General features: G+C 38.6%; 21 protein-coding genes, 2 tRNA genes and 1 rRNA gene. 6 read left to right on the top strand and 18 right to left on the bottom strand.

The genetic code is table 11. The features are described from left to right. Position 1: 1 nt before the first annotated feature. From HWQ49_RS08410 to HWQ49_RS08390, 5 genes are all read right to left on the bottom strand, one after another. Positions 2–958 carry an AAA family ATPase gene (locus tag HWQ49_RS08410; protein WP_188207170.1) on the bottom strand — a complete coding sequence of 319 codons (957 nt, stop codon included), beginning with the start codon at positions 956–958 and terminating at the stop codon, positions 2–4. Positions 959–1,063: 105 nt separating this feature from the next. Then, the gene (locus tag HWQ49_RS08405) at positions 1,064–1,219 is read right to left on the bottom strand and encodes a hypothetical protein (RefSeq protein WP_188207169.1); all 156 of its coding nucleotides are present in this window, start codon (positions 1,217–1,219) and stop codon (positions 1,064–1,066) included. 235 nt (positions 1,220–1,454) lie between these two features. Continuing rightward, positions 1,455–1,940: a hypothetical protein gene (locus tag HWQ49_RS08400; RefSeq protein ID WP_188207168.1), complete on the bottom strand. Its 486-nt coding sequence runs from the start codon at positions 1,938–1,940 to the stop codon at positions 1,455–1,457. A gap of 170 nt (positions 1,941–2,110) precedes the next feature. Next, the gene (locus HWQ49_RS08395) at positions 2,111–2,515 is read right to left on the bottom strand and encodes a hypothetical protein (protein ID WP_188207167.1); all 405 of its coding nucleotides are present in this window, start codon (positions 2,513–2,515) and stop codon (positions 2,111–2,113) included. Positions 2,516–2,957: 442 nt separating this feature from the next. Beyond that, positions 2,958–4,607 carry a catalase gene (locus HWQ49_RS08390; RefSeq protein WP_188207166.1) on the bottom strand — a complete coding sequence of 550 codons (1,650 nt, stop codon included), beginning with the start codon at positions 4,605–4,607 and terminating at the stop codon, positions 2,958–2,960. Positions 4,608–5,001: 394 nt separating this feature from the next. On the opposite strand from HWQ49_RS08390, the gene HWQ49_RS08385 reads away from it, so the two are divergent. Together HWQ49_RS08385 and HWQ49_RS08380 are read left to right on the top strand one after the other, a co-directional pair. Beyond that, positions 5,002–5,871, top strand: a complete 870-nt coding sequence (locus tag HWQ49_RS08385; protein WP_188207165.1) for a DMT family transporter — start codon at positions 5,002–5,004, stop codon at positions 5,869–5,871. Between the two features lie 189 nt (positions 5,872–6,060). Beyond that, a complete protein-coding gene (locus HWQ49_RS08380) occupies positions 6,061–6,807 on the top strand; it encodes a polyphosphate polymerase domain-containing protein (RefSeq protein WP_188207164.1) in 747 nt (248 codons plus the stop codon). Positions 6,808–6,920: 113 nt separating this feature from the next. On the opposite strand, the gene groL is transcribed toward HWQ49_RS08380, so the two are convergent. Together groL and groES are read right to left on the bottom strand one after the other, a co-directional pair. Next, complete coding sequence (gene groL, locus HWQ49_RS08375) at positions 6,921–8,555, bottom strand: chaperonin GroEL (protein WP_188207163.1); 1,635 nt, start codon at positions 8,553–8,555, stop codon at positions 6,921–6,923. A 44-nt stretch (positions 8,556–8,599) separates the two neighbouring features. Further along, complete coding sequence (gene groES, locus HWQ49_RS08370) at positions 8,600–8,884, bottom strand: co-chaperone GroES (protein WP_188207162.1); 285 nt, start codon at positions 8,882–8,884, stop codon at positions 8,600–8,602. 211 nt (positions 8,885–9,095) lie between these two features. Here groES and HWQ49_RS08365 point away from each other — a divergent pair, with 211 nt between their 5' ends. From HWQ49_RS08365 to HWQ49_RS08355, 3 genes are all read left to right on the top strand, one after another. Further along, on the top strand, positions 9,096–9,812 hold the full coding sequence (locus HWQ49_RS08365; RefSeq protein ID WP_188207161.1) for a CPBP family intramembrane glutamic endopeptidase: 717 nt from the start codon (positions 9,096–9,098) through the stop codon (positions 9,810–9,812). Between the two features lie 4 nt (positions 9,813–9,816). Further along, positions 9,817–10,011, top strand: coding sequence for a YdiK family protein (locus HWQ49_RS08360; protein WP_188207160.1), 195 nt, complete (start codon positions 9,817–9,819; stop codon positions 10,009–10,011). A 309-nt stretch (positions 10,012–10,320) separates the two neighbouring features. Further along, positions 10,321–11,697, top strand: coding sequence for an alanine/glycine:cation symporter family protein (locus HWQ49_RS08355; protein ID WP_188207159.1), 1,377 nt, complete (start codon positions 10,321–10,323; stop codon positions 11,695–11,697). A gap of 309 nt (positions 11,698–12,006) precedes the next feature. Here the strand turns inward: HWQ49_RS08355 and HWQ49_RS08350 are convergent, their stop codons facing one another. The 3 genes from HWQ49_RS08350 to HWQ49_RS08340 form a co-directional block, all read right to left on the bottom strand. After that, a complete protein-coding gene (locus HWQ49_RS08350; protein ID WP_188207158.1) occupies positions 12,007–12,669 on the bottom strand; it encodes an SOS response-associated peptidase in 663 nt (220 codons plus the stop codon). A gap of 16 nt (positions 12,670–12,685) precedes the next feature. Next, complete coding sequence (locus HWQ49_RS08345) at positions 12,686–14,089, bottom strand: DHA2 family efflux MFS transporter permease subunit (protein WP_188207157.1); 1,404 nt, start codon at positions 14,087–14,089, stop codon at positions 12,686–12,688. A gap of 117 nt (positions 14,090–14,206) precedes the next feature. Continuing rightward, positions 14,207–14,830, bottom strand: coding sequence for a redox-sensing transcriptional repressor Rex (locus tag HWQ49_RS08340; protein WP_188207156.1), 624 nt, complete (start codon positions 14,828–14,830; stop codon positions 14,207–14,209). Positions 14,831–14,931: 101 nt separating this feature from the next. Here HWQ49_RS08340 and HWQ49_RS08335 point away from each other — a divergent pair, with 101 nt between their 5' ends. Next, a complete protein-coding gene (locus HWQ49_RS08335; protein ID WP_188207155.1) occupies positions 14,932–16,884 on the top strand; it encodes an ABC-F family ATP-binding cassette domain-containing protein in 1,953 nt (650 codons plus the stop codon). Between the two features lie 211 nt (positions 16,885–17,095). On the opposite strand, the gene tsaD is transcribed toward HWQ49_RS08335, so the two are convergent. The 8 genes from tsaD to rrf all read right to left on the bottom strand — a co-directional run. Next, the gene (gene tsaD, locus HWQ49_RS08330) at positions 17,096–18,112 is read right to left on the bottom strand and encodes a tRNA (adenosine(37)-N6)-threonylcarbamoyltransferase complex transferase subunit TsaD (RefSeq protein WP_188207154.1); all 1,017 of its coding nucleotides are present in this window, start codon (positions 18,110–18,112) and stop codon (positions 17,096–17,098) included. Further along, positions 18,109–18,552, bottom strand: coding sequence for a ribosomal protein S18-alanine N-acetyltransferase (gene rimI, locus HWQ49_RS08325; protein WP_188207153.1), 444 nt, complete (start codon positions 18,550–18,552; stop codon positions 18,109–18,111). Before rimI ends, tsaD begins: the two co-directional genes overlap by 4 nt. Position 18,553: 1 nt before the next feature. Further along, positions 18,554–19,252: a tRNA (adenosine(37)-N6)-threonylcarbamoyltransferase complex dimerization subunit type 1 TsaB gene (gene tsaB / locus HWQ49_RS08320; protein ID WP_188207152.1), complete on the bottom strand. Its 699-nt coding sequence runs from the start codon at positions 19,250–19,252 to the stop codon at positions 18,554–18,556. Continuing rightward, positions 19,249–19,698, bottom strand: a complete 450-nt coding sequence (gene tsaE / locus HWQ49_RS08315) for a tRNA (adenosine(37)-N6)-threonylcarbamoyltransferase complex ATPase subunit type 1 TsaE (RefSeq protein ID WP_188207151.1) — start codon at positions 19,696–19,698, stop codon at positions 19,249–19,251. Before tsaE ends, tsaB begins: the two co-directional genes overlap by 4 nt. An 18-nt stretch (positions 19,699–19,716) precedes the next feature. Beyond that, positions 19,717–20,682, bottom strand: a complete 966-nt coding sequence (thiL, locus tag HWQ49_RS08310) for a thiamine-phosphate kinase (protein ID WP_188207150.1) — start codon at positions 20,680–20,682, stop codon at positions 19,717–19,719. A 231-nt stretch (positions 20,683–20,913) separates the two neighbouring features. After that, positions 20,914–20,990 (bottom strand) — tRNA-Asp (locus tag HWQ49_RS08305). A gap of 34 nt (positions 20,991–21,024) precedes the next feature. Beyond that, a tRNA-Met gene (locus tag HWQ49_RS08300) sits at positions 21,025–21,101 on the bottom strand. A 15-nt stretch (positions 21,102–21,116) separates the two neighbouring features. Next, positions 21,117–21,198: ribosomal RNA gene (gene rrf, locus HWQ49_RS14940) — 5S ribosomal RNA — on the bottom strand; the annotation flags it as partial.

Below are 21,198 nucleotides of genomic sequence, written 5' to 3'. Positions count from 1 at the left end.
ATTAACCTCGATCAATCGGTATCATCGTCTTTTTAATTAAATCATCTAATACATATTTAGGCGTTTTACCTTCGAACTTCGCTTCTGAAGTCAATAATAGACGGTGTGACAATACATGCGGCGCCATATATTTAACATCATCAGGAATGACATAATCACGTTCTTGGATAAATGCATAAGCTTGAGCGGCTTTCATCAATGCAATTGAAGCACGTGGACTAGCGCCTAATTCGATTAACGGATTCTTTCTCGTATTAGACACAAGTTCAACAATGTACTTTTTAACCGATTCACTGACGTAAAGGTTTTGAGTTAATTGTTGTTGTTCAATTAATTCTTCTCTTGTCATCACAGGGGTGATTGAGTCAATTGGGTGTTCATTGACGGTTCGATCTAACATCATCATCTCTTCTTGTTTGGCTGGGTATCCCATGTTCAACTTAATAAGAAAACGGTCCAATTGTGCTTCTGGTAAAGGATATGTTCCTTCATATTCAATTGGATTCTGTGTGGCCATAACAAAGAAAGGGTTCTTCAGTTCCATGGTCACACCATCCACTGTTATATGGCTTTCCTCCATACTTTCCAAAAGAGCTGACTGCGTTTTAGGTGAGGTACGGTTAATTTCATCAGCCAAAACAATGTTCCCCATAATTGGACCAGGACGAAATTCAAAGTTCATTTCCTTTTGGTTATATACAGAAACACCTGTGACATCTGATGGCAATAAGTCTGGTGTGAACTGAACACGTTTAAAGTCTAAGTCTACTGATCTAGCTAGTGCTCTAACAAGCATCGTCTTACCGACACCAGGAACGTCTTCTAATAAGACATGACCTTGTGCTAATAAGGCAACGATGGTTAACTCGATCGCTTCTCGCTTTCCTACCATTACTTTTTCCATATTATCAAATAATAGATTGATTTTAGTTTGATGATTAGTGATCTGTTGGGTCATTAATGGATTACCTCCTAAATTGCCGGAAATTTTCGTTAACATTATCATACTATAAAATTCTAGCTAAAAGTAAACGAATTTATACATTATTTACAAAATACGATTCTACTCGTCTATATTTGGCGAATCCTTATGTTCCTTCTCTAAAACCTGCATGTTTTCACGATAACTACGACACTCAGCTCCATTGCATTTATACTCAAAATCCTTTGGCAGCTGACTTCTTAAGTTTTCATAACAAAAACAACGCCGTTTAAACATGATCCTACCCCTCCCATTTTATAAGAGATTTAAACTGAATACTACACTATTAGTATATTTCCAAATTTTTAAGTCATCACCTGTTAAAGGACAATTGGTTCAGAAAAAGCTGCTTAATGTGAATGACTCCGTATCCTCCTAATGGTTTCTCTTTCCTTTAATATAAAAAAGACAATTGCTTACTAATAGCAACTGCCTAAACGTTAACCCACCATCAAAATTTATTTAATTCTTGTTACCATGCCTTTTTCTTCAACTGATAAATCTCTTGATCATGTTCGTTCACTTTGTGGATGACGTAATCCATTTTCTCTTCTACTCGTTCTAAACGTTCATTCGTTTCCTTCTGATTAGCGAAAAGCTCATCCAAACGTGACGAAAACTCATCCTGTCTTGCACCAAGCTCATTTTGCTTTGCCCCAAACTCATCCTGCCTTGATGCAAGTTCTTCTTGCTTTGATGCAAGTATTTCCTGGTTTGATGCAAGCTCTTCTTGCTTTGATCCAAGCTCTTCCTGCTTTGATGCAAGCTCTTCTTGCTTTGATGCAAGTATTTCCTGGTTTGATGCAAGCTCTTCTTGCTTTGATCCAAGCTCTTCCTGCTTTGATGCAAGCTCTTCTTGCTTTGATGCAAGTTGCTTTTGCTGTGAAGAGAGTTCTTTTTGACCAACAGATAGTTCGCGAAGGGCCTGCATAATGATACTCATTTGATCTTCAGTCATCTCATAATCTCCCTTTTTCGATATTTTACCTTGACGCTATGAATCAAGTTGTCGAAAACTAGGTACTACTATTATAACTCAGGAATATTATCAATCCCACTGGAAGTTTGTAGAATGATCGTGTTTTTTGTTTTCACCTACAATTATGAAATGACTTCAGCTCACCTGGTTCACTCTCTCCAGTCAGGTTTATTTGTCGTTAAAAATGTATCAACTTCATTAATATCAGTTGTTTTAAGAATTAATTCATCCGTATCAAATACTAAAAAGGTAGGAAAGCTTTCTATACCAAAGTTTCCTGTATAATCCCAGGTCGTATTATCAGCAAGTCGATCCCAAGTCCAAATAATCCCTCCATCATAAAGATACTCTCTACTTTCTTCGCTTAATGACCGATTAATTGCGTCTACATCATAATAATCTGTAAAGTTCTCACCTTCAGAAACTGCATACAGAGTGAAGTACTTAGGTGGTTCTGGTGCTGTCATGTCACTAATCATTTCATCTTTTGATATGGTTTGATTACATGCTGCCAAGATGATCACTGAAACAAAACTCAAAAGTAATAACCTCAATGGATCCCCCCCTTGAATTCATCATGTTATTCATAACTTTACCTTATCATAAGTTTCAATATTTTAAACCAAGTTCTTCTTTATCTTTTACGCTCTGTTAAAGTCCGTTGTTGTTATGGTGATCTGCTTTCGGTGGACGCTTTCCGTGGGGCACGGCTTCAGCTAACTTGGGAAGAAAAGCGTTTCCCAAGTGGATCTTCAGCTCGCGCTATTCCCACGACGCACAGGACGTGCTAGTGTCGGTGATGCCACAGGACGTGGCGTTTTCACCGACCTGGAGTCACCACCTTCGCTTGTCACCATACAACAACTAAGAGGAAAACTTATATTTATCAACATTAAACTTTAACAGAGCCTATCTTTTAAAAAGAGTAAAAAAAGCTGCCAGTCAGTTTAAAACTGAAATACTGGACAGCCTTTCTTTGAATAATGAATTTTAAATTTAATATGGGTCTGCTTCGTGGCTTTTCTTCACTGCATCTTCAGTCGCTTCGTTTTGAGCTGTTGACCCTTGATCAAATTTAGATTTTGCGGCTTCACGGCCTGGGACTTTATTGTCATCTTCCATTTCTTGCATCTCTTTCATTTTCGCCTCAATTCCTTCTTTTACTCGACGACCGTAGTCTTCATCGGCTTTAGTAAAATGCTCTACCATCGCATCTTGAATTCGTTTATCACAGATCGCAAGTGCATCTGAAAGGTTCTTGATTAACTCGTCTCGCTCCCAATCCTTAAAGCTACGATAAGTGTCACCTGCTTGACCATAATTATTAGGGCGATCAATGGGTGCGCTCATAGCAGCAGCGTTATAAGTAGGTTCATGTTGTGGAGTTTCCGACCCATCTGCTTCCTGAAAACCACCCTTCATTGAAGGTTCATAGTTGATATGTGGGTTATCCCCGGACTCTCGTGGATCACGTGTATCCATTTGGCCACGTTGTTGATTGGTCCGGATTCCCGTCTTTGGAGCATTAACAGGTAACTTTAAATAATTTGCACCCACACGGTAGCGCTGCGTGTCGGAGTAGGAGAAAGTACGTCCCTGTAACATTTTATCATCAGAAAAGTCCATTCCATCGACAAGCACTCCTGTTCCAAAAGCAGCTTGCTCAATCTCCGCGTGGAAGTCCTCAGGATTTCGGTCAAGCACCATCCGTCCAACTGGAAGCCAAGGAAACTTATCTTCCGGCCAAAGTTTTGTATCATCAAGTGGATCGAAATCAAGATCAGGGTGATAATCGTCATCCATAATTTGTACAAACAATTCCCATTCTGGATAATCACCACGCTCAATCGCCTCATATAAGTCCTGAGTAGCATGACTCACATTCTTTGCTTGAATTTCGTTCGCTTCTTCTTGAGTTAAGTTACGGATCCCTTGTTTCGGTTCCCAGTGGTATTTAACCAATACTGCTTCCCCTTTGTCATTGACCCACTTATACGTGTTTACCCCAGACCCCTGCATATGGCGGTATGTAGCTGGAATACCCCATGGCGAGAAGAGAAAGGTAATCATATGGGTAGCTTCTGGAGTGCGAGAAACAAAGTCAAACATCCGCTCAGGATTTTTAATATTCGACGCAGGATCTGCTTTAAAAGCATGAATCATATCAGGAAACTTCATCGCATCACGAATAAAGAAAATCTTTAAATTGTTCCCTACTAAATCCCAGTTTCCGTCTTCAGTGTACATTTTCACCGCAAACCCTCGAGGATCACGATCTGTCTCTGGAGCATCTTTAGCTCCTGCTACCGTAGAGAACCGAACCATTAGTGGAGTTTTCTTACCTGCTCCTGAAAACACTTTAGCACGCGTATATTTCTCTACTGGCTCATCTCCTACTTTTCCATAAGTTTCAAAATACCCAAACGCCCCAGCACCTCGCGCATGTACAACTCGCTCAGGGACCTCTTCACGATCGAAATGGGATATCTTTTCAATAAAATGATAATTCTCAAGGGTGGCTGGACCACGATTACCAATTGTACGGATATTTTGATTATCAGTTACTGGTCGACCTTGGCGTGTCGTCAACGTATCTCGTTTAACATCTTGTTCATTTGAGGCATTGTTATCTTTGTTATCTGCCATCTAGAAAACCTCCTAAGGATTAGTCTCCCTTACTTTACCACCTAATTTTTGTATTTATTCTATATAATTAGGTGGTAATAAGGTTCTCATAACTAGCTTTTCAGCTCATTAAGTTATCGCATAAATATGTATTATTTTTTAGTGTCCTATATTGATAGATGGCGAATACCATCATACTATGAATAGTTATAACATTGACCAAAAACTGTCCTATTTTTATTTATCAAATAAGTTCTTCTCTGACGTCGTGTCATAATAATTCCTCAGCTCCGTATTGAACCGAGTGTAATGACCCTTTAGAATTAATCTAGCAAGCAAATAATACAAGTTCACGTCAGATGTCTATGATCTATAATATAAAATTCTTATGGTACTTATTTTAAGGAGGGGAACGATGAGGTTCACCGGTGTAGGATTAGTTATGCTAGCCGCTATATGTTGGGGCATTAGTGGAGGAATTGCCGATATATTAATGACCAAAGGCTGGGATCCTGTTGTCATTTCACTTTACCGAGGAGCTGTCGGATTGATATGTTTTTCTGCTTGGTTTCTCTTTCGCCTTAGACAAAATTGGATCTCCTCTCTACGTTTATACATATGGTCGCTATTGGCAGGTGTTGGTGTTGCCGGAAATTTCACTTTTTATTTCCTCAGTATCCAAGCATCAAGCATTGCTGTTGCCGCTACTTTAATGTACACGGCTCCTGTGTTCGTCCTTTTAATTTCCTTTTTATTACGAATAGAACGTTCGACTTGGTTTAAATGGGGATGCATTTCCGGTGTGCTTTTGGGGATTTTCCTTCTAACAGGTGCCTACAATACTGATTCCATTTCAGTAAGTTTTCTAGGAGCTGCCACGGGGCTTGCTGCCGGCCTTTCCTATGCATTGTTTATTTTTGGGTTTAAAAATGCCTCTTCTATCGGTAATCCGCAGACTACTTTGACGATCGCCTTTTTTTCATTTTGTCTCATTCTTTTTCTTTTAACAGACAATAAAGAGGTATCTAGTGTGGTGATGTCAAGCGACATAGGATGGTTTCTTTTATTAGGGATCTTGGGGGCAGGAATTTCATTTATATTTTATGTGATTGGCATTCGGTTGACTACCCCAACAACCGCTTCTATGGTTGCTATGGTAGAGCCGGTGACAGCTTCATTATTTGGTGTCCTGCTTATCGGAGATCATCTGACCATCACTCAACTTCTTGGAATGGTACTCATCCTAGTTACAATTACTGTACTTAGTGTGAAGCAGTCCGACTAAACGGCATTTTCTTAATGAAATATAGACACCAAATAGAAAAGGGAGGCAGTTTATTGAGAACGCGTTCCTTTTTCTTTGGTCTAATTAGTAATAAAGAATCACCCTTGCAACATTATTCTTACATTGATTTTCGTTAAATTCACATAATATATTTGCTGGAAGAAAATTATTGATTATTAGGGTGAGAATATGGACCATACATTATTTAATCGTTACGAGTTCAAGTACTTAATCACATCAGAACAATACCACCAATTTCGGGAAGAGATTAAATCCAAATTGACATACGATCCATATGGAGATGAATTAGGTCGCTATCATATCTCGAGCCTTTATTTTGACTCTGACGATTATAAGCTCTATCAAGAAACACGCCAAAACGTTCGGCGTCGGCAAAAGCTTCGCTTACGCATCTATAACCATGGAGAGTTAGAAAGTCTTTCTTTTTTTGAGCTTAAGCAAAAATACAAAAATGTGATAAATAAACGACGAACCAATCTTCCCCTTACAAAAGCTTACGATTTTGTAGACCATATGAGAGGAAGGAGGGAATTAGACTACTCCCAATACGAAGCATCGGATCAAAAGGTCTTAAATGAAATTCATTGTTTTCAATCAGTATATGGGTTAAAACCAACCGTTATTGTTAGCTATGACCGACAAGCATTTTTAAGTATTGACAACCCCACCCTAAGAGTAACTTTTGATTATAACCTTAAGTGTCGTAACGATGACTTGAGAATAGAAAACGACCTTAAGGGCACCCCGTTGGTTCATCATGACTTAATTATTTTAGAAGTGAAAGTATCTGGAGCCACTCCGTTTTGGTTAACAAAATCATTAAGTGAATTTAAGTGCAAAAGACAGGGTGTTTCAAAATATTGTACAAGTGTAGATGTCATAAGAGGAATCTCCAATCATCATAAAATTTTGTAAGATGAATGGAAAATAAAGAAAGGTAATATTCTATGTTCTATTAAAAAGAAGTCTTCTCATCAATTGAGAAGACTCCTTGATTTCTAGTTGATAAGGGCTAAAAAAGCAGATTATTACATCATGCCCGGCATGCCGCCGCCCATGCCGCCCATGTCAGGGGCGCCACCGCCTTCATTTTCATCTGGGTGGTCAGCTACAACCGCTTCTGTAGTTAGGAACATTGCTGCTACAGATGCTGCGTTTTGTAGAGCTGAGCGTGTTACTTTTGTTGGGTCAACGATACCACTATCGATCATGTTCACCCACTCACCAGATGCAGCATTGAATCCAGTGCCAACTTCTTCACCTTTTAGGCGTTCTACGATAATTGAACCTTCAAGGCCTGCGTTGTGTGCGATTTGACGGACTGGCTCTTCAAGTGCACGTAGGACAATGCTTGCACCTGTGGCTTCGTCACCTTCTAGTGATAGACCCGCTACTTTATTGTAAATGTTAACTAGTGCAGTACCACCACCAGCTACAATACCTTCTTCAACTGCTGCACGAGTGGAGTTTAGCGCGTCTTCGATACGTAGTTTACGCTCTTTTAATTCAGTTTCAGTAGCTGCACCAACTTTGATGACAGCAACTCCACCAGCTAATTTTGCTAGGCGCTCTTGTAGTTTTTCTTTATCAAAGTCAGACGTTGTTTCTTCTAATTGTGCACGGATTTGGTTAACACGAGCTGCTAGTTTGTCAGCATCTCCAGCACCTTCAACAACTGTTGTGTTTTCTTTAGTCACAACAACTTTAGATGCGCGACCTAATTGATCGATCGTTGCACTCTTAAGGTCTAATCCTAAGTCTTCAGTAATGACTTCAGCACCCGTTAGTGTTGCAATGTCTTCAAGCATCGCTTTACGACGGTCACCAAAGCCAGGTGCTTTAACAGCAACTGCGTTAAATGTTCCGCGAAGCTTATTCACCACTAATGTTGCAAGTGCTTCACCTTCAACATCATCAGCAATAATTAGAACTGGTTTACTTTGTTGAACGACTTGCTCTAGGACAGGTAGTACTTCTTGGATGTTTGAGATCTTCTTATCCGTGATTAAGATGTATGGATCTTCTAAGACTGCTTCCATTTTATCTTGGTCAGTCACCATATATGGAGAAGCGTATCCACGGTCAAACTGCATACCTTCAACTACTTCTAGCTCAGTGTTGAAGCCTTTAGACTCTTCAATCGTAATAACACCGTCGTTACCAACACGCTCCATTGCCTCAGCGATTAGAGAACCAACTTCATCATCAGCAGAAGAGATTGCCGCTACTTGTGAAATAGAATCTCTACCTTCGATTGGCTTTGAGATTGAACGTAACTCTTCAGTTGCTACCTCAGTTGCTTTCTCAATACCACGACGGATTCCAACTGGATTCGCACCGGAAGTAACGTTCTTAAGCCCTTCACGAATCATCGCTTGCGCTAATACTGTCGCTGTTGTTGTACCATCACCAGCGATTTCGTTTGTTTTTGATGCAACCTCAGATACTAATTGTGCACCCATATTTTCAAAATGATCTTCTAATTCAATTTCCTTAGCAATTGTCACACCATCATTTGTAATTAATGGTGAACCGAACTTTTTATCAAGGACAACGTTTCTTCCTTTTGGTCCTAATGTCACTTTTACTGCATCAGCTAGTGCATCAACACCGCTTAGCATTGACCCACGTGCGTCTTCACTAAACTTAATTTCTTTAGCCATTTAGATACCCTCCTCGATTATTTTCGTATGTTTAATCAGTTAACTTATTGAACAACAGCTAAAATGTCGTTCTCACGTAGTACTAAGTATTCTTTTCCGTCTTTTTCTACCTCTGTACCTGCAAATTTAGAATAGATGACACGATCTCCTTCGTTTACTTCTAGTGTCACCTTCTCGCCATTTTCAGTCACGCGTCCTGAACCGACAGCGACCACCTGACCTTCTTGTGGTTTTTCCTTTGCAGAATCAGGTAGGACAATTCCACTTGATGTTGTTTCTTCTTGTTCTACAACCTCTACAATTACACGATCTCCTAGTGGTTTTAACACGATAGAAACCTCCTTCAAATATATGTTGAAGCTGAATTATTAGCACTCAATATCGGTGAGTGCTAATTCCAATTATTATAATAATTAAAATCATTTTTTTTTGCAAGTATTAACCATAAAAATTTTGTTTCCGTCTTATAAATAGTATAGAATAGCTTCTAAGGGAGTTTCGACTTAGACATCAACTATATAAAGAGAAAGGACGATTGCATTGCCTAATAGATATTGGGGAATTTTGATTGTATTTATTGCAGCCCAACTATCACCTGCTCTAGGATTTCCAATATTACAGATTCTATTTCCTAATCTTTCACCTATTGATCAATTTGTTTATTGGATTATTTTTAGTATGGGGGTCGCAACATTAATCGTTTTATTTTTATTGAGGCCTGACATTGAAAACATTAACCTAAGAAACGAGCCATCAACTGGAGAGGTTGTGAAATGGTCGCTTTTAGGAATACCAATTGCTTATGCTACCCAAATCTTTGTCAATTTAATTAATATTGAACTGATCGGAATTGAGGAAGGCTCAGAAAATACCGCTGAGATCATGGGCGTTATAGATGAAAATATTTGGTTTATTATCTATCCTATTTTATTTGCACCGATTTTAGAGGAAGTTGTGTTTCGAAAAGTGATATTCGGTGAACTCTATAAACGGATGAACTTTTTATTGGCTGCGATTATATCTGCATTTGTGTTTGCTGCATTACATTGGGATTTCACGTTTATTCTGACTTATACAGCAATGGGGATCGTCTTTGCTTATCTATATGTTAGAACGAAAAGAATCATTGTTCCAATCATTGCACACATGAGTATTAACACCATTGCCGTTCTAATACAATTAAATGTCGATATTGAAGAATTAGAAAGGCAACTACAAGATCTTGAAAACTCAATGACGATTTTCTTTGGAGGATAATTTTATGAAAGTATCACCTATGTTTTTAGCTTGGATTTACATTCTTATGGGCATTCTTTTCATGTATTTGGCAATCCAGAGTGCCGATGAAACTATTTGGAACTTTGCTACGATCATCTTTGCCTTAATCGCAACTTTTGACTTTGGCGTGGCGATTCGTCTAGTCGGTGTCCATCAAGCAATGAAAAAATCGAAATAAATTAAAGACCTATATATTTAATAAAACCAATTGAGATATGTGTCTCGGTTGGTTTTATTAGTTTTAAATGAAAATGTGTTCATATAAAAGACGAATGCATTTTCTTTAGTTACCATCTTCCAAAATAATACGGTTTAAATTTAGTTGTACAAGAATATCTGAGTCACTAGAAGAATATTAATTTTATACAACCGTTTCCTAGTAAAAGTAGTTGTAATTTTCAGAATTAATATTGTGTTATGCTTCATTCTGCATTATCATGAAATTGTGGGGAATTTGAACAAATTTTGACAAAGGAGGAATATGAGAATGTTAGATCAGATTACAGATTTTCTATGGGATGTCAGTGACATTGTCTGGGGTCCTTGGCTTTTAATCTTACTTGTTGGTACAGGTATATTCTTAACACTTCGTTTAACCTTTTTACAATTTAAAACATTACCTTATGCACTTAAACTATCATTTAGTCCTAAAAGACAAGATGAAAAGTCAAAAGGTGATATTTCACACTTCCAGGCTTTAACGACAGCCCTAGCTGCAACGATTGGTACTGGTAACATTGCTGGTGTCGCAACAGCCGTTGTTCTTGGTGGTCCTGGAGCTGTGTTATGGATGTGGATTTCTGCATTATTCGGTATGGCAACTAAGTACGCAGAGGCGATCCTAGCTGTTAAATACCGTGTCCAAGAACCTAGTGGCCGTATGGCTGGTGGACCGATGTACTACATAGAGAAAGGTCTAAAGCTTAAGTGGTTAGCGGTCCTATTTGCAATCTTCGGTGCTGTAGCTGCCTTTGGTATTGGTAACATGGTTCAGTCAAACTCTGTATCAGACGTTATGGATGATACTTTTGGTGTTCCTTTTTGGATTACAGGGGTCATTCTAATGGTCTTAGCAGGCCTAGTTATTTTAGGTGGGATTAAGAGTATTGGTAAGGTTACCGCATACATCGTACCATTTATGGCCTTATTCTATGTTGTCGGTGGTCTAATCATTTTACTTACCAACCTTGATATGGTAGGTGCAGCTGTTGGCTTAATCTTTACGGATGCCTTTACTGGTCAAGCAGTTGCCGGTGGTGCGATCGGTGCAGTGATCCGATGGGGTGTCGCTCGAGGAGTATTCTCGAACGAGGCTGGTTTAGGTTCTGCTCCTATTGCCGCTGCTGCTGCTCGTACCGACTACCCTGGGCGCCAGGCGCTTGTTTCGATGACACAAGTATTTATTGACACAATTGTCGTCTGTTCCATCACGGGTATTACCATTGTCATGGCTGATATGTATACTTCCGGTGAGGAAGGTGCTAGCTTAACCTCTCAGTCATTTGAATTCTTCTTAGGACCAACTGGTTCATACATCGTCTCAATTGGTCTAGTCTTCTTTGCTTTCTCAACTATTCTGGGTTGGTCTTACTACGGAGAGAAATGTTTCGGCTACTTAACTAAGCACCGTGGTTTAAATTACTACAAAGTTTTATTCCTTCTGTTCGTCTTAACAGGTGCTGTAGTTGAATTAGAAATGGTTTGGGCATTTGCTGATGTCTTTAACGGCTTAATGGCTGTACCAAACTTAATCGGACTCCTCTTACTCTCTGGTGTAGTTGTCAATGAAACACGGAAATTCCTCAAAGTACGAGAGGAAGAAAAGCAAGCGGAAGCGAATGGTACTCCACCAACTGAGTCCTAAAGAAAAGTGGCTGTCTTAAAGACAGCCACTTTTTAATTAGGCTCTGTTAAAGTTTAGTGTTGATAATCTAAGGAATAGTTCTTAGTTGTTGTATGGTGAAAAGCGAAGGTGGCGACTCCAGGTCGGTGAAAACGCCACGTCCTGTGGCATCACCGACACTAGCACGTCCTGTGCGTCGCGGGAAAAGCGCGAGCTGAAGATCCACTTGGGAAGTGCTTTTCTTCCCAAGTTAGCTGAAGCCGTGCCCGCGGGAAGCGTCCACCGAAAGCGAAGCACCATAACAACAACGGACTTTAACAGAGCATTTAATTAAAATACGTTTTCAATACACTTCTCATCATTATTTCTCGGACTGTTAACATACGTACTGACCTCATAATGGTTTAATTTAAGATCAGGTAATCCTTGTACCCAACTTTTTATTTCAGCAGGTTCTTTAGATTCTTGAACCATCCATTCTTGTTCATAATCTTTAGGAAGAATAACTGGCATCCTATGATGAACCGAGGCCATATCTTGATTCGCTTCTTTCGTCAAGATCGTGCAAGTAACTAATTCACCTTCTGGACCTTGCCAACGATCCCATAATCCTGCAAATGAAAATAAGTCCTGATCTGCTGAAAAGATTCGCACTGGTTGCTTTTTACCATCTTCCTTTTTCCATTCATAAAAGCTATCTGCTAGGATTAAACAGCGTCTTCGTGATAACAACCTTTTAAAACTTGGTTTCTCATCTGCTGTTTCTAGACGTGCATTGATCATTTTAGATCGCATACTGGTATCTTTGGCCCAAGCAGGAATCAGCCCCCAACTCATTTGACCTAAACGATTATTTTCACCATCATTTACGACAGCTAATACATTTTGCGTTGGAGCAATGTTATAACTTGGGTCCCAATTAACATCAGAAGTTACTGCAAAACGTTCCTTTAAAAATGATTCACCGATCGTTAAGGTAAAACGCCCACACATCGTTTAATCACCTCTATTAGTTAGAAGGCTCATCTTGAACCCCTTTCATCCTCAGTGCAGCTGGAATGGCTAAAGCAATTATAATCGCAGCTATGATAAATGCTTCATTAAGTGCTTGTAGGGTAGCTTCTTGTGTTGACATCTCATTTAGTAGCATCATATTTCCTCTTCTTATTTCATAATAAACTGAGAAAAAGACAATTCCTAGTGATGAGGCAAATTGTCTAATTAAATTGTTCATAGCTGAACCTTGAGCAACCAAATGATCTGGTATCGAATTCATACCTGCCGTTGTTGCTGGCATATTACCAAACCCTAACCCTAGACCGTGAACAATATTAATCACTATAATCACCCAAAAAGCTGTTGTTAATTCCACAAATCCAAAAGCTAAACTAGCAGCCGATAGAAGAGCTAACCCAGTTGGAATAACGACTTTAGGTCCCTTCTTATCTAGTAACTTACCACCAATACTCATAAATAAGCCACTAGCTAATGCACTAGGAAGGAATACTAATCCAGTCGCTACCATTCCCATTTCAAATGCCTCTTGAATAAGGTAAGGTAACAAAAACAATGCAGAAAATAACCCAATAGAAGCAGCAGATGTCACTAAAATCGAATAGCGATAGGTTTTGATTTTAAAGATTCTTAAATTTAATAGGGGTTGCTCTTTCTTCAGCTCATATCTAATAAATACTAAGATCATTGTGAAGCCGACTAAGAAAATTACAGCGTTATTAAAATTCATAAATGCATCAATTTCTCGTCCTTGACCTAGGACATACAATACCGATCCCACGCCAATCGTCACCATAATAAATCCTATAAAATCAAATTTAAGATCAGGGTTTGCTTGAGTCGGTTTTAAATATTTAATAGAGAACATCAAGCTCAATAAGGCAAACGGGATGTTAACAAGGAATAGGAAAACCCAATTAAACCCTTCTGCTATGATCCCACCAATGGTTGGACCAATTGCAGGTGCAATCATCACAGAGATCCCGTAAATCCCAACAGCAAAACCTCGTTCATTTTTAGGAAATGCGTTAAATATTAAAGCCATTGCATTGGGCATCATTAAACCACCTGCAATACCTTGAATCGCCCGCGCGATGATGACCATACTTAAAGTCTGTGACAATGCTCCCAGTATAGATCCCGTCATAAATAGGCATAAACCTATGATGTATACCGACTTCTTACCAAAACGATCACCAAGATAGCCTGTTAGTGGCATCGTCATCCCCATCGCAATCATAAAGATCGTGAGGATCCAACTTACACCAACAGCATCGGAATCAAATATGTACATAAACTCAGGTAAAACAGGATTCAACATACTATTATTTAAAATAACGGTAAACGTACCGAATAAAACAGATAATACTACTAGCCATTTGTGTGCGACGTTACTCATGTTATCGTTTCTCCTTAAATTAATTCGTCTCACGAACTATTGTACTCCTTTTATAGGATGATGGGAAGGGTTTATTTAGATTGGATGATATAATAAAAAAGAGAGGATCTCCTCTCTTTAATTTTTAAGAAAATATATCAACGACTGTAACTCTACTGATAAATCAATATGATGTACTCGAACTGAATCAGGTACGGTTAACCGAGCGGGTGTAAAGTTTAGAATTCCCTCTATACCAGCTTCGACGAGTTGTTCAGCTACTTGCTGAGCAACAGTTGCCGGGACTGTGAGAATGGCAACATTGATTCCAGTTCGTTTAAGTTCGGTCTCTAACTCCTTGATATCATGAACAGGTATACCACCAATTTTAGTTCCAATTTTCCCTTTGTTTGTATCAAAGGCTATTTCTATTTTGGTATTGTTATTTTTAATAAAATTATAATGAAGTAAAGCGGTGCCTAAATTACCAACACCTACTAAAGCCACTTTAGCTAATTCATCTTGATCAAGGGTCTTACGAAAGAAATGAATCAAATGCTGAATATCATACCCGTAACCCTTTCTACCTAACTCACCAAAGTAAGAAAAATCTTTACGAATCGTCGTCGGGTCAACTTTAACAGCCTCACTTAACTCTTTTGACGAAATTCGTTGTTTTCCTTGGTGATGTAAATTATTTAAATGTCTATAGTAAAGTGGTAATCGTCTTGCTGTTGCTTGTGGTATTTTATTTTCTTCCATGTGTTTTTGCCACCCTTTATATTTTTCCTTAGATCATGTCACTAATAATTGCTTTATCTAGCTAATATAAGATAAACTAGTTCACGTTGAGGTGAAATTTTATGATTGTAATGCAATTAAATGATATAGGTAAATCATTTGGTGCTGATACCATTTTATCGAAAATTAAATTAGAAGTACATCACCAAGACCGAATTGCTATAGTTGGTAGAAACGGTGCAGGTAAATCGACACTATTGCAGATTATGGCTGGCCAACTTTCACACGATGAAGGTGATTTGTTTAAGCCTAAGGATGTCACGATTGGCTACCTAGCACAACATTCTGGTCTTAATTCAAGTAACTCCATTTGGGATGAAATGCTTGAAGTATTTAAAGAAACGAGAAAACTTGAAGCTGAACTAAGAGAACTAGAAGAACAAATGTCAGATCCTGAAGTCATCAGTAATGAACAGGTTTACGAACAAATTTTAAATAGTTACGACCACAAACAGAACCAATTCCAAGCCATGGATGGGTTTCAATATGAGGCTGAAATAGAATCCGTTCTTCACGGCCTTGATTTTGGTACATTTGATTTCAATACGTCTATCAATGGTTTAAGTGGCGGTCAAAAAACTAGATTAGCATTAGGGAAACTTCTTCTCGCTAAACCCGATATTCTTATTTTGGATGAACCCACTAACCACTTAGATATTCGCACACTGAATTGGTTAGAGAACTATTTAAGTAATTATAGTGGAGCAGTTGTGATCGTTTCACACGATAGGTACTTTCTCGATCAGACTGTAAATGTCGTCTATGAGATTGCCTTTCAATCTTCTAAAAAGTACCACGGTAACTATAGTTACTTCTTACAAAAGCGTGCTGAAGATTACGAATTACAAATGAAGCGTTTTGAAAAACAACAAAGCGAAATAAAAAAACTTGAAGAGTTTGTTCAAAAAAATATTGCTCGCGATTCAACTAGTAATCGAGCAAAGGCTAGACGTAAACAATTAGAAAAGATGGAGCGATTGGACCGACCTGATCTGGATGATGCCTCTGCTAAATTTTCCTTTAATATACAACAAAAAAGTGGAAATGATGTCTTAAAAGTAGAAAATCTAGAAGCGAAGTATGGTGCGATTGATCAGCCGATTTTTCGTAATGTCTCTTTTAGCGTCAACCGTGGAGATCGCATAGCTATAGTAGGTCCAAACGGAGTCGGAAAAACTACTTTGTTAAAAGCTTTGCTTAAAAGAATGCCTTTTGTGGAAGGAAAAGTTCAAGTAGGGACTAATGTTGAGTTCGGTTACTATGACCAAGAACAATCAACATTAACACGTTCAAAAACGGCGTTAAATGAGCTCTGGGATGACTACCCGTTAATGCCAGAAAAGGATATACGTACGGTTTTAGGCAACTTTTTATTTACCGGAGATGATGTTCTAAAAACAGTTGGCATGTTAAGTGGTGGCGAAAAAGCACGATTACTGCTTGCTAAATTAATGCTCCAAAAGGCTAACGTCCTAATCATGGACGAGCCAACTAACCACTTAGATTTAGATAGTAAGGAAGTTCTCGAAGCTGCTTTAGCTGACTTTCCAGGTACGATTATCTTCGTGTCACACGACCGTTACTTTATTAACCGGATCGCGACACAAGTCTTTGAAATGAAACAAGACGGGATTCGCACCTTCCTCGGCAATTATGATTATTATCTAGAGAAGATTAAAGAAGAAGAAGAACTTCTAGCGATTCAAGAAGCACAATCAGAGAAGCAAGAGGATGATCCATCTTCAAAACAACAATTTCAACAAGATAAAGTGGCTAAACGAGAACGACGCAAGATTGAAAGACGGATCAGTTCTATCGAAGAGCAAATATCTGAGTATGAGTTATTGATTGAAGAGCAAGAGGAAAAAATGAATGATCCAGAAATCACTGGTGACTACTCTACCTTACAGGAAATCAATCAAACAATTAAAGATGCTCAACAATCCTTAGATCAGCTAATGGAAGAATGGACAGAATTACAAGAAAAAATTGAAGGGCTTGAATCCGATTCATAACCACTATGTGTGGTTATGTTTTTTTTAGGTTAATTTCTCGACATTCTATCCACAACAACAATCCCCATATTCACAAGTTTTAATTAACTTACTCACAAAATCCACAGATTTTCGATAACTTATCCACATTTTTATCAACATACACACAAGCCCATAACTACAACTATCTAAAAAAATGTTCCACAGCTTTGTGGAAAAGCTGTGGAACATTTTACTCAATGGTTAAACCAGGATTAGCGTTTAAATTTAAACTCGCAAAATTTTGTTTATGATATTCAACCGAGGCAGCAGCGCCGATCATTGCTGCATTATCCGTACATAAATATAGTGGAGGGATCATCAGATCTATATTTGTGTCTTTAAAACGTTCACTCATTCGGTCTCTCAATGTGCGATTAGCAGATACTCCACCAGCAATAATCAGTTGTTTAACTCCATAATCTATAGCAGCCTGATACGTTTTATCTACAAGCACGTCAATGACACTGGCTTGAAATGAAGTAGCTATATTCTCAGTATCAACCTCTGCTCCTTTTTGTTTTAAATGATGAAGCTTGTTGATTACTGCTGTCTTTAAACCGCTAAAACTAAAATCATAAGACCCTTCCTCCAAATAGGAACGTGGAAATTGGTAAGTATCTTTACCAATCTGTGCTAAGCGATCAATTTCTGGACCACCTGGATATGGCAAGCCTAATGCTTTAGCAACTTTATCATAAGCCTCACCTGCTGCATCATCACGTGTTTCTCCAATCACTTCGTACTCACCGTGTTGCTCCATGTAAATTAATTCCGTATGCCCACCTGATACAACTAACGACATTAATGGGAATTCAAAATCCTTCTCTAAGCGATTGGCATAAATATGTCCTGCAATATGGTGAACCCCAATTACAGGCTTATGGTGTGCATAGGCTAACGCTTTAGCAGCGTTAACGCCTACTAGCAAGGCGCCCACTAAGCCTGGACCTTCAGTAACTGCGACGGCATCCACTTCGTTAATCGTCATACCTGCTTCATCTAACGCTTGTTCAATAACCATTGTAATTTGCTCAATATGATGTCTTGAGGCAACTTCTGGAACGACACCACCGAACTTCTTGTGGATATCCATTTGAGTTGCAACCACATTAGAAAGCAGTTTTTTACCACCTTTTACAACAGCTGCTGCTGTTTCATCACAACTTGTTTCAATAGCCAATATTATTTCATTCTGTTCACTACTCATAATTTCACCCACATTACTAACGCGTCCTCTTGATCTTTATAATATTTTTCTCTTCGGCCTACAACTTCTAAACCAAACTTTTGATACATTTTCTGTGCAACCTGGTTCGACTCACGCACTTCTAAAGTCAATTCTTGAGCACCTTCAAATTTAGCTAACTTAAGAGTTTCCTTAAATAAATACTCTCCATATTTATGGCCACGTTCGTCAGGATGGATTGCGATATTCGTGATTTGTGCTGAATCCACAACAATCCAAACCCCACAATAACCTACCACCTTTTGATTGTTTTCCAACACTAGATAATAAGAAAATTTATTTTTCAGTAAATCAAATATAAAGTCTTGCTTTTGCCATGGTGATTTAAAAGAGGTAAGCTCGACGACCATAACATCTTCAATATCCCCAATAACCATAGGACGAACTTTAATCTCACTCATCTTAAGAATCCTTTTGTTGCTGTTCCATCCACTTAGCCTCTGCTTCGACCAATCGGTGATAGTTAGGCTTCAAGCCATGAACATCCTCATCCTCTTTATTTATAGCCAAAGAACCTAACAAACCAGCGCGTGGTAGCTGTAGCGAATGACCAACTAATATACCTTGGTCTCCAAGCTTTTCTGAAACCATAGACTGAAATCCATGTTCTGTGGAGCTTATCAATTTCACATATTCACCTAGGGATTTTAGATACTCCAACCAACTAGTCATATCAATATTTTGATCTGGTTCCACTTGGTCTATGTCACCATGATGAACACGGTATAACCCTGTATACACATTGCCACGCCTTGCATCAAAAAATGGAGAAACCAAACAAGAATCATAAAGTAAATTAGAAGCTAATAATTCTAGGCTCGATAAACTAACGATGGGAATATTTAATCCCCAAGCCATTGTTTTGGCAGTCGTCATGCCGATTCGTAACCCTGTATAAGAGCCCGGACCAGCTGCAATCGCAATCTTATCTAACTGATTAGGTTGTAAGCCTGTTTGGTTAAATAAATGATCAATGGCTGGCATCAGCTGAAGCGAGTGGTTGCGCTTAACATTAACTGTTAATTCAGCTGCAAGTGTAGACTCCTTAATGATGCTAACACTCATTGGCTGATTGGATGTATCAATTGCTAACACATTCATAATGTAATCTCCTTACAAACTTCTTCAAAATGATCGCCATAAGGCTTTAATGTAATATGACGCTCATGATCATTAATTTTCTCAATACTAATTGCTAAACGCTTATTAGGTAAAAACTCTTCGATAAAAAGTGACCACTCAATAATAGTTACTCCTTCACCGTTAAAGTACTCGTCAAATCCAATATCCTCATCGTTATCCTCTAAACGGTAAACATCCATATGATATAGAGGCAACCGTCCTTTATACTCCTTGACGATCGTAAACGTGGGGCTATTTACCGTCCGTTTTACCCCCAAACCTTCTGCAAGACCCTTAGTAAAAGTCGTTTTACCTGCACCTAAATCACCGTCTAAAGTAACAACATCATTAGGTTGAAGTTTCTCAGCAATCTGTTTTGCTAAAGATTTAGTCTCGTTTTCATTAATGGTTTTAAAAATCAACATATATAATCACCCGTATCTTCAACTGTGCTTATAGCCATTTCTTTTCAAAGGGAAAGATAGATTATCTTCTTTTAACCAAACTTGAGCCTGTTCACCTTTAGAAGTGACATGTCCAATAGCTTTGATAGGAATATTCACTTTTTCACATTCACTCTTTAGTACTTTCCATTCTTCTGGTGAACAAGTCCCCACAAGCTCAAAATCTTCCCCGGCTGAGAGCGTTAACTTCTTTAGTTTATCTCGTCCCAAATAGCGCATTTGTTCATGAATCGGGATATGAGAGAAGTCCACTTCAATGTTAACATTTGAAGCTTCTGCAATCTCATTCAACTCACTAGATAAACCATCACTAAGATCATTTAAACTTAACCGTCTGATATGTCTACTCGCAGAAATAAAATCAACTCTAGGTATCGGACGTTTATGACGATTAGCAAAATAAGTACTATTAACAGAAACACTATTTTCCTTCAACACATAGAATCCATAACCTGCCTCACCCAAATTTCCCGTCACAAATACAACATCATTGGGTTCAGCCTGTGAACGCAGTCTTTTCTTCCAAGGTAGAACTGAACCAAAAGCGGTTATAGATATCATTAACTGCTTTGCCGAGACAGTGTCACCACCAATTAAATCCATACGGTAGGTTGTTGCCAAACTACTCATACCATTATAAATTGCATAAATTTGTTCATTTTGAATAGACCCTGATACAGCTATATTTACTAGGAAATACAAAGGAGTACTGCCCATGGCCACGAGGTCACTAATGTTAGCTGCTAATACCCTATGTCCAATATCCTCAAAACTCATATAGTCTAACGAAAAATGAACATCCTCAACCATCGTATCGGAAACAACAACCAATTCGTGGCCATCAGCAGGTCTGATAACAGCACCATCATCACCAATCCCCTTCATAACTGAGGGCTGTTGATAAAATGTAGGTTTAATTTTATTAATTAACTCAAACTCATCCATACAAATACCTCTTATAGATTTTCTTTAAGTTCTGATGAATAATAGGTCAAGCTTATCATAGCAAACAATCATATAAAATGAAAATAACAAACGATGATTGATACAGAATACACCTTTTATGTATACTTACGATTCTTCCGTTCAACACCTCAATTACGATTTACATTTTAAAAGTACTAAAAAAACCTTGCGAATATTATTCACAAGGTACTGAATGGTCTGAAATAAAAATGGCGGTCCGGACGGGACTCGAACCCGCGACCTCCTGCGTGACAGGCAGGCATTCTAACCAACTGAACTACCGGACCAACATATATTTGAAACTTTATTTTTAAAATAATTTGGTTGCGGGGGCAGGATTTGAACCTACGACCTCCGGGTTATGAGCCCGACGAGCTACCAGACTGCTCCACCCCGCGATATTAAAATCATAAGCCCGGCAGCATCCTACTCTCGCAGGGGAAAAACCCCAACTACCATCGGCGCTAGAGAGCTTAACTGCTGTGTTCGGCATGG

Origin of the sequence: Alkalibacillus aidingensis, assembly GCF_014595945.1 — a bacterium.
GTDB classification, from domain to species: domain Bacteria; phylum Bacillota; class Bacilli; order Bacillales; family Alkalibacillaceae; genus Alkalibacillus; species Alkalibacillus aidingensis.
The sequence above is the reverse complement of the archived record's forward strand: the minus strand, read 5'-3'. Positions and strand labels throughout refer to the sequence as shown.

Bases quoted from the DNA above. Each gene is read 5' to 3' on its own strand.
- HWQ49_RS08410 (WP_188207170.1), bottom strand. From the start codon at position 958: ATGACCCAACAGATCACTAATCATCAAACTAAAATCAATCTATTATTT.
- HWQ49_RS08405 (WP_188207169.1), bottom strand. From the start codon at position 1,219: ATGTTTAAACGGCGTTGTTTTTGTTATGAAAACTTAAGAAGTCAGCTG.
- HWQ49_RS08400 (WP_188207168.1), bottom strand. From the start codon at position 1,940: ATGACTGAAGATCAAATGAGTATCATTATGCAGGCCCTTCGCGAACTA.
- HWQ49_RS08390 (WP_188207166.1), bottom strand. From the start codon at position 4,607: ATGGCAGATAACAAAGATAACAATGCCTCAAATGAACAAGATGTTAAA.
- HWQ49_RS08385 (WP_188207165.1), top strand. From the start codon at position 5,002: ATGAGGTTCACCGGTGTAGGATTAGTTATGCTAGCCGCTATATGTTGG.
- HWQ49_RS08380 (WP_188207164.1), top strand. From the start codon at position 6,061: ATGGACCATACATTATTTAATCGTTACGAGTTCAAGTACTTAATCACA.
- groL (WP_188207163.1), bottom strand. From the start codon at position 8,555: ATGGCTAAAGAAATTAAGTTTAGTGAAGACGCACGTGGGTCAATGCTA.
- HWQ49_RS08360 (WP_188207160.1), top strand. From the start codon at position 9,817: ATGAAAGTATCACCTATGTTTTTAGCTTGGATTTACATTCTTATGGGC.
- HWQ49_RS08355 (WP_188207159.1), top strand. From the start codon at position 10,321: ATGTTAGATCAGATTACAGATTTTCTATGGGATGTCAGTGACATTGTC.
- HWQ49_RS08350 (WP_188207158.1), bottom strand. From the start codon at position 12,669: ATGTGTGGGCGTTTTACCTTAACGATCGGTGAATCATTTTTAAAGGAA.
- HWQ49_RS08345 (WP_188207157.1), bottom strand. From the start codon at position 14,089: ATGAGTAACGTCGCACACAAATGGCTAGTAGTATTATCTGTTTTATTC.
- HWQ49_RS08340 (WP_188207156.1), bottom strand. From the start codon at position 14,830: ATGGAAGAAAATAAAATACCACAAGCAACAGCAAGACGATTACCACTT.
- HWQ49_RS08335 (WP_188207155.1), top strand. From the start codon at position 14,932: ATGATTGTAATGCAATTAAATGATATAGGTAAATCATTTGGTGCTGAT.
- tsaD (WP_188207154.1), bottom strand. From the start codon at position 18,112: ATGAGTAGTGAACAGAATGAAATAATATTGGCTATTGAAACAAGTTGT.
- rimI (WP_188207153.1), bottom strand. From the start codon at position 18,552: ATGAGTGAGATTAAAGTTCGTCCTATGGTTATTGGGGATATTGAAGAT.
- tsaB (WP_188207152.1), bottom strand. From the start codon at position 19,252: ATGAATGTGTTAGCAATTGATACATCCAATCAGCCAATGAGTGTTAGC.
- tsaE (WP_188207151.1), bottom strand. From the start codon at position 19,698: ATGTTGATTTTTAAAACCATTAATGAAAACGAGACTAAATCTTTAGCA.
- thiL (WP_188207150.1), bottom strand. From the start codon at position 20,682: ATGGATGAGTTTGAGTTAATTAATAAAATTAAACCTACATTTTATCAA.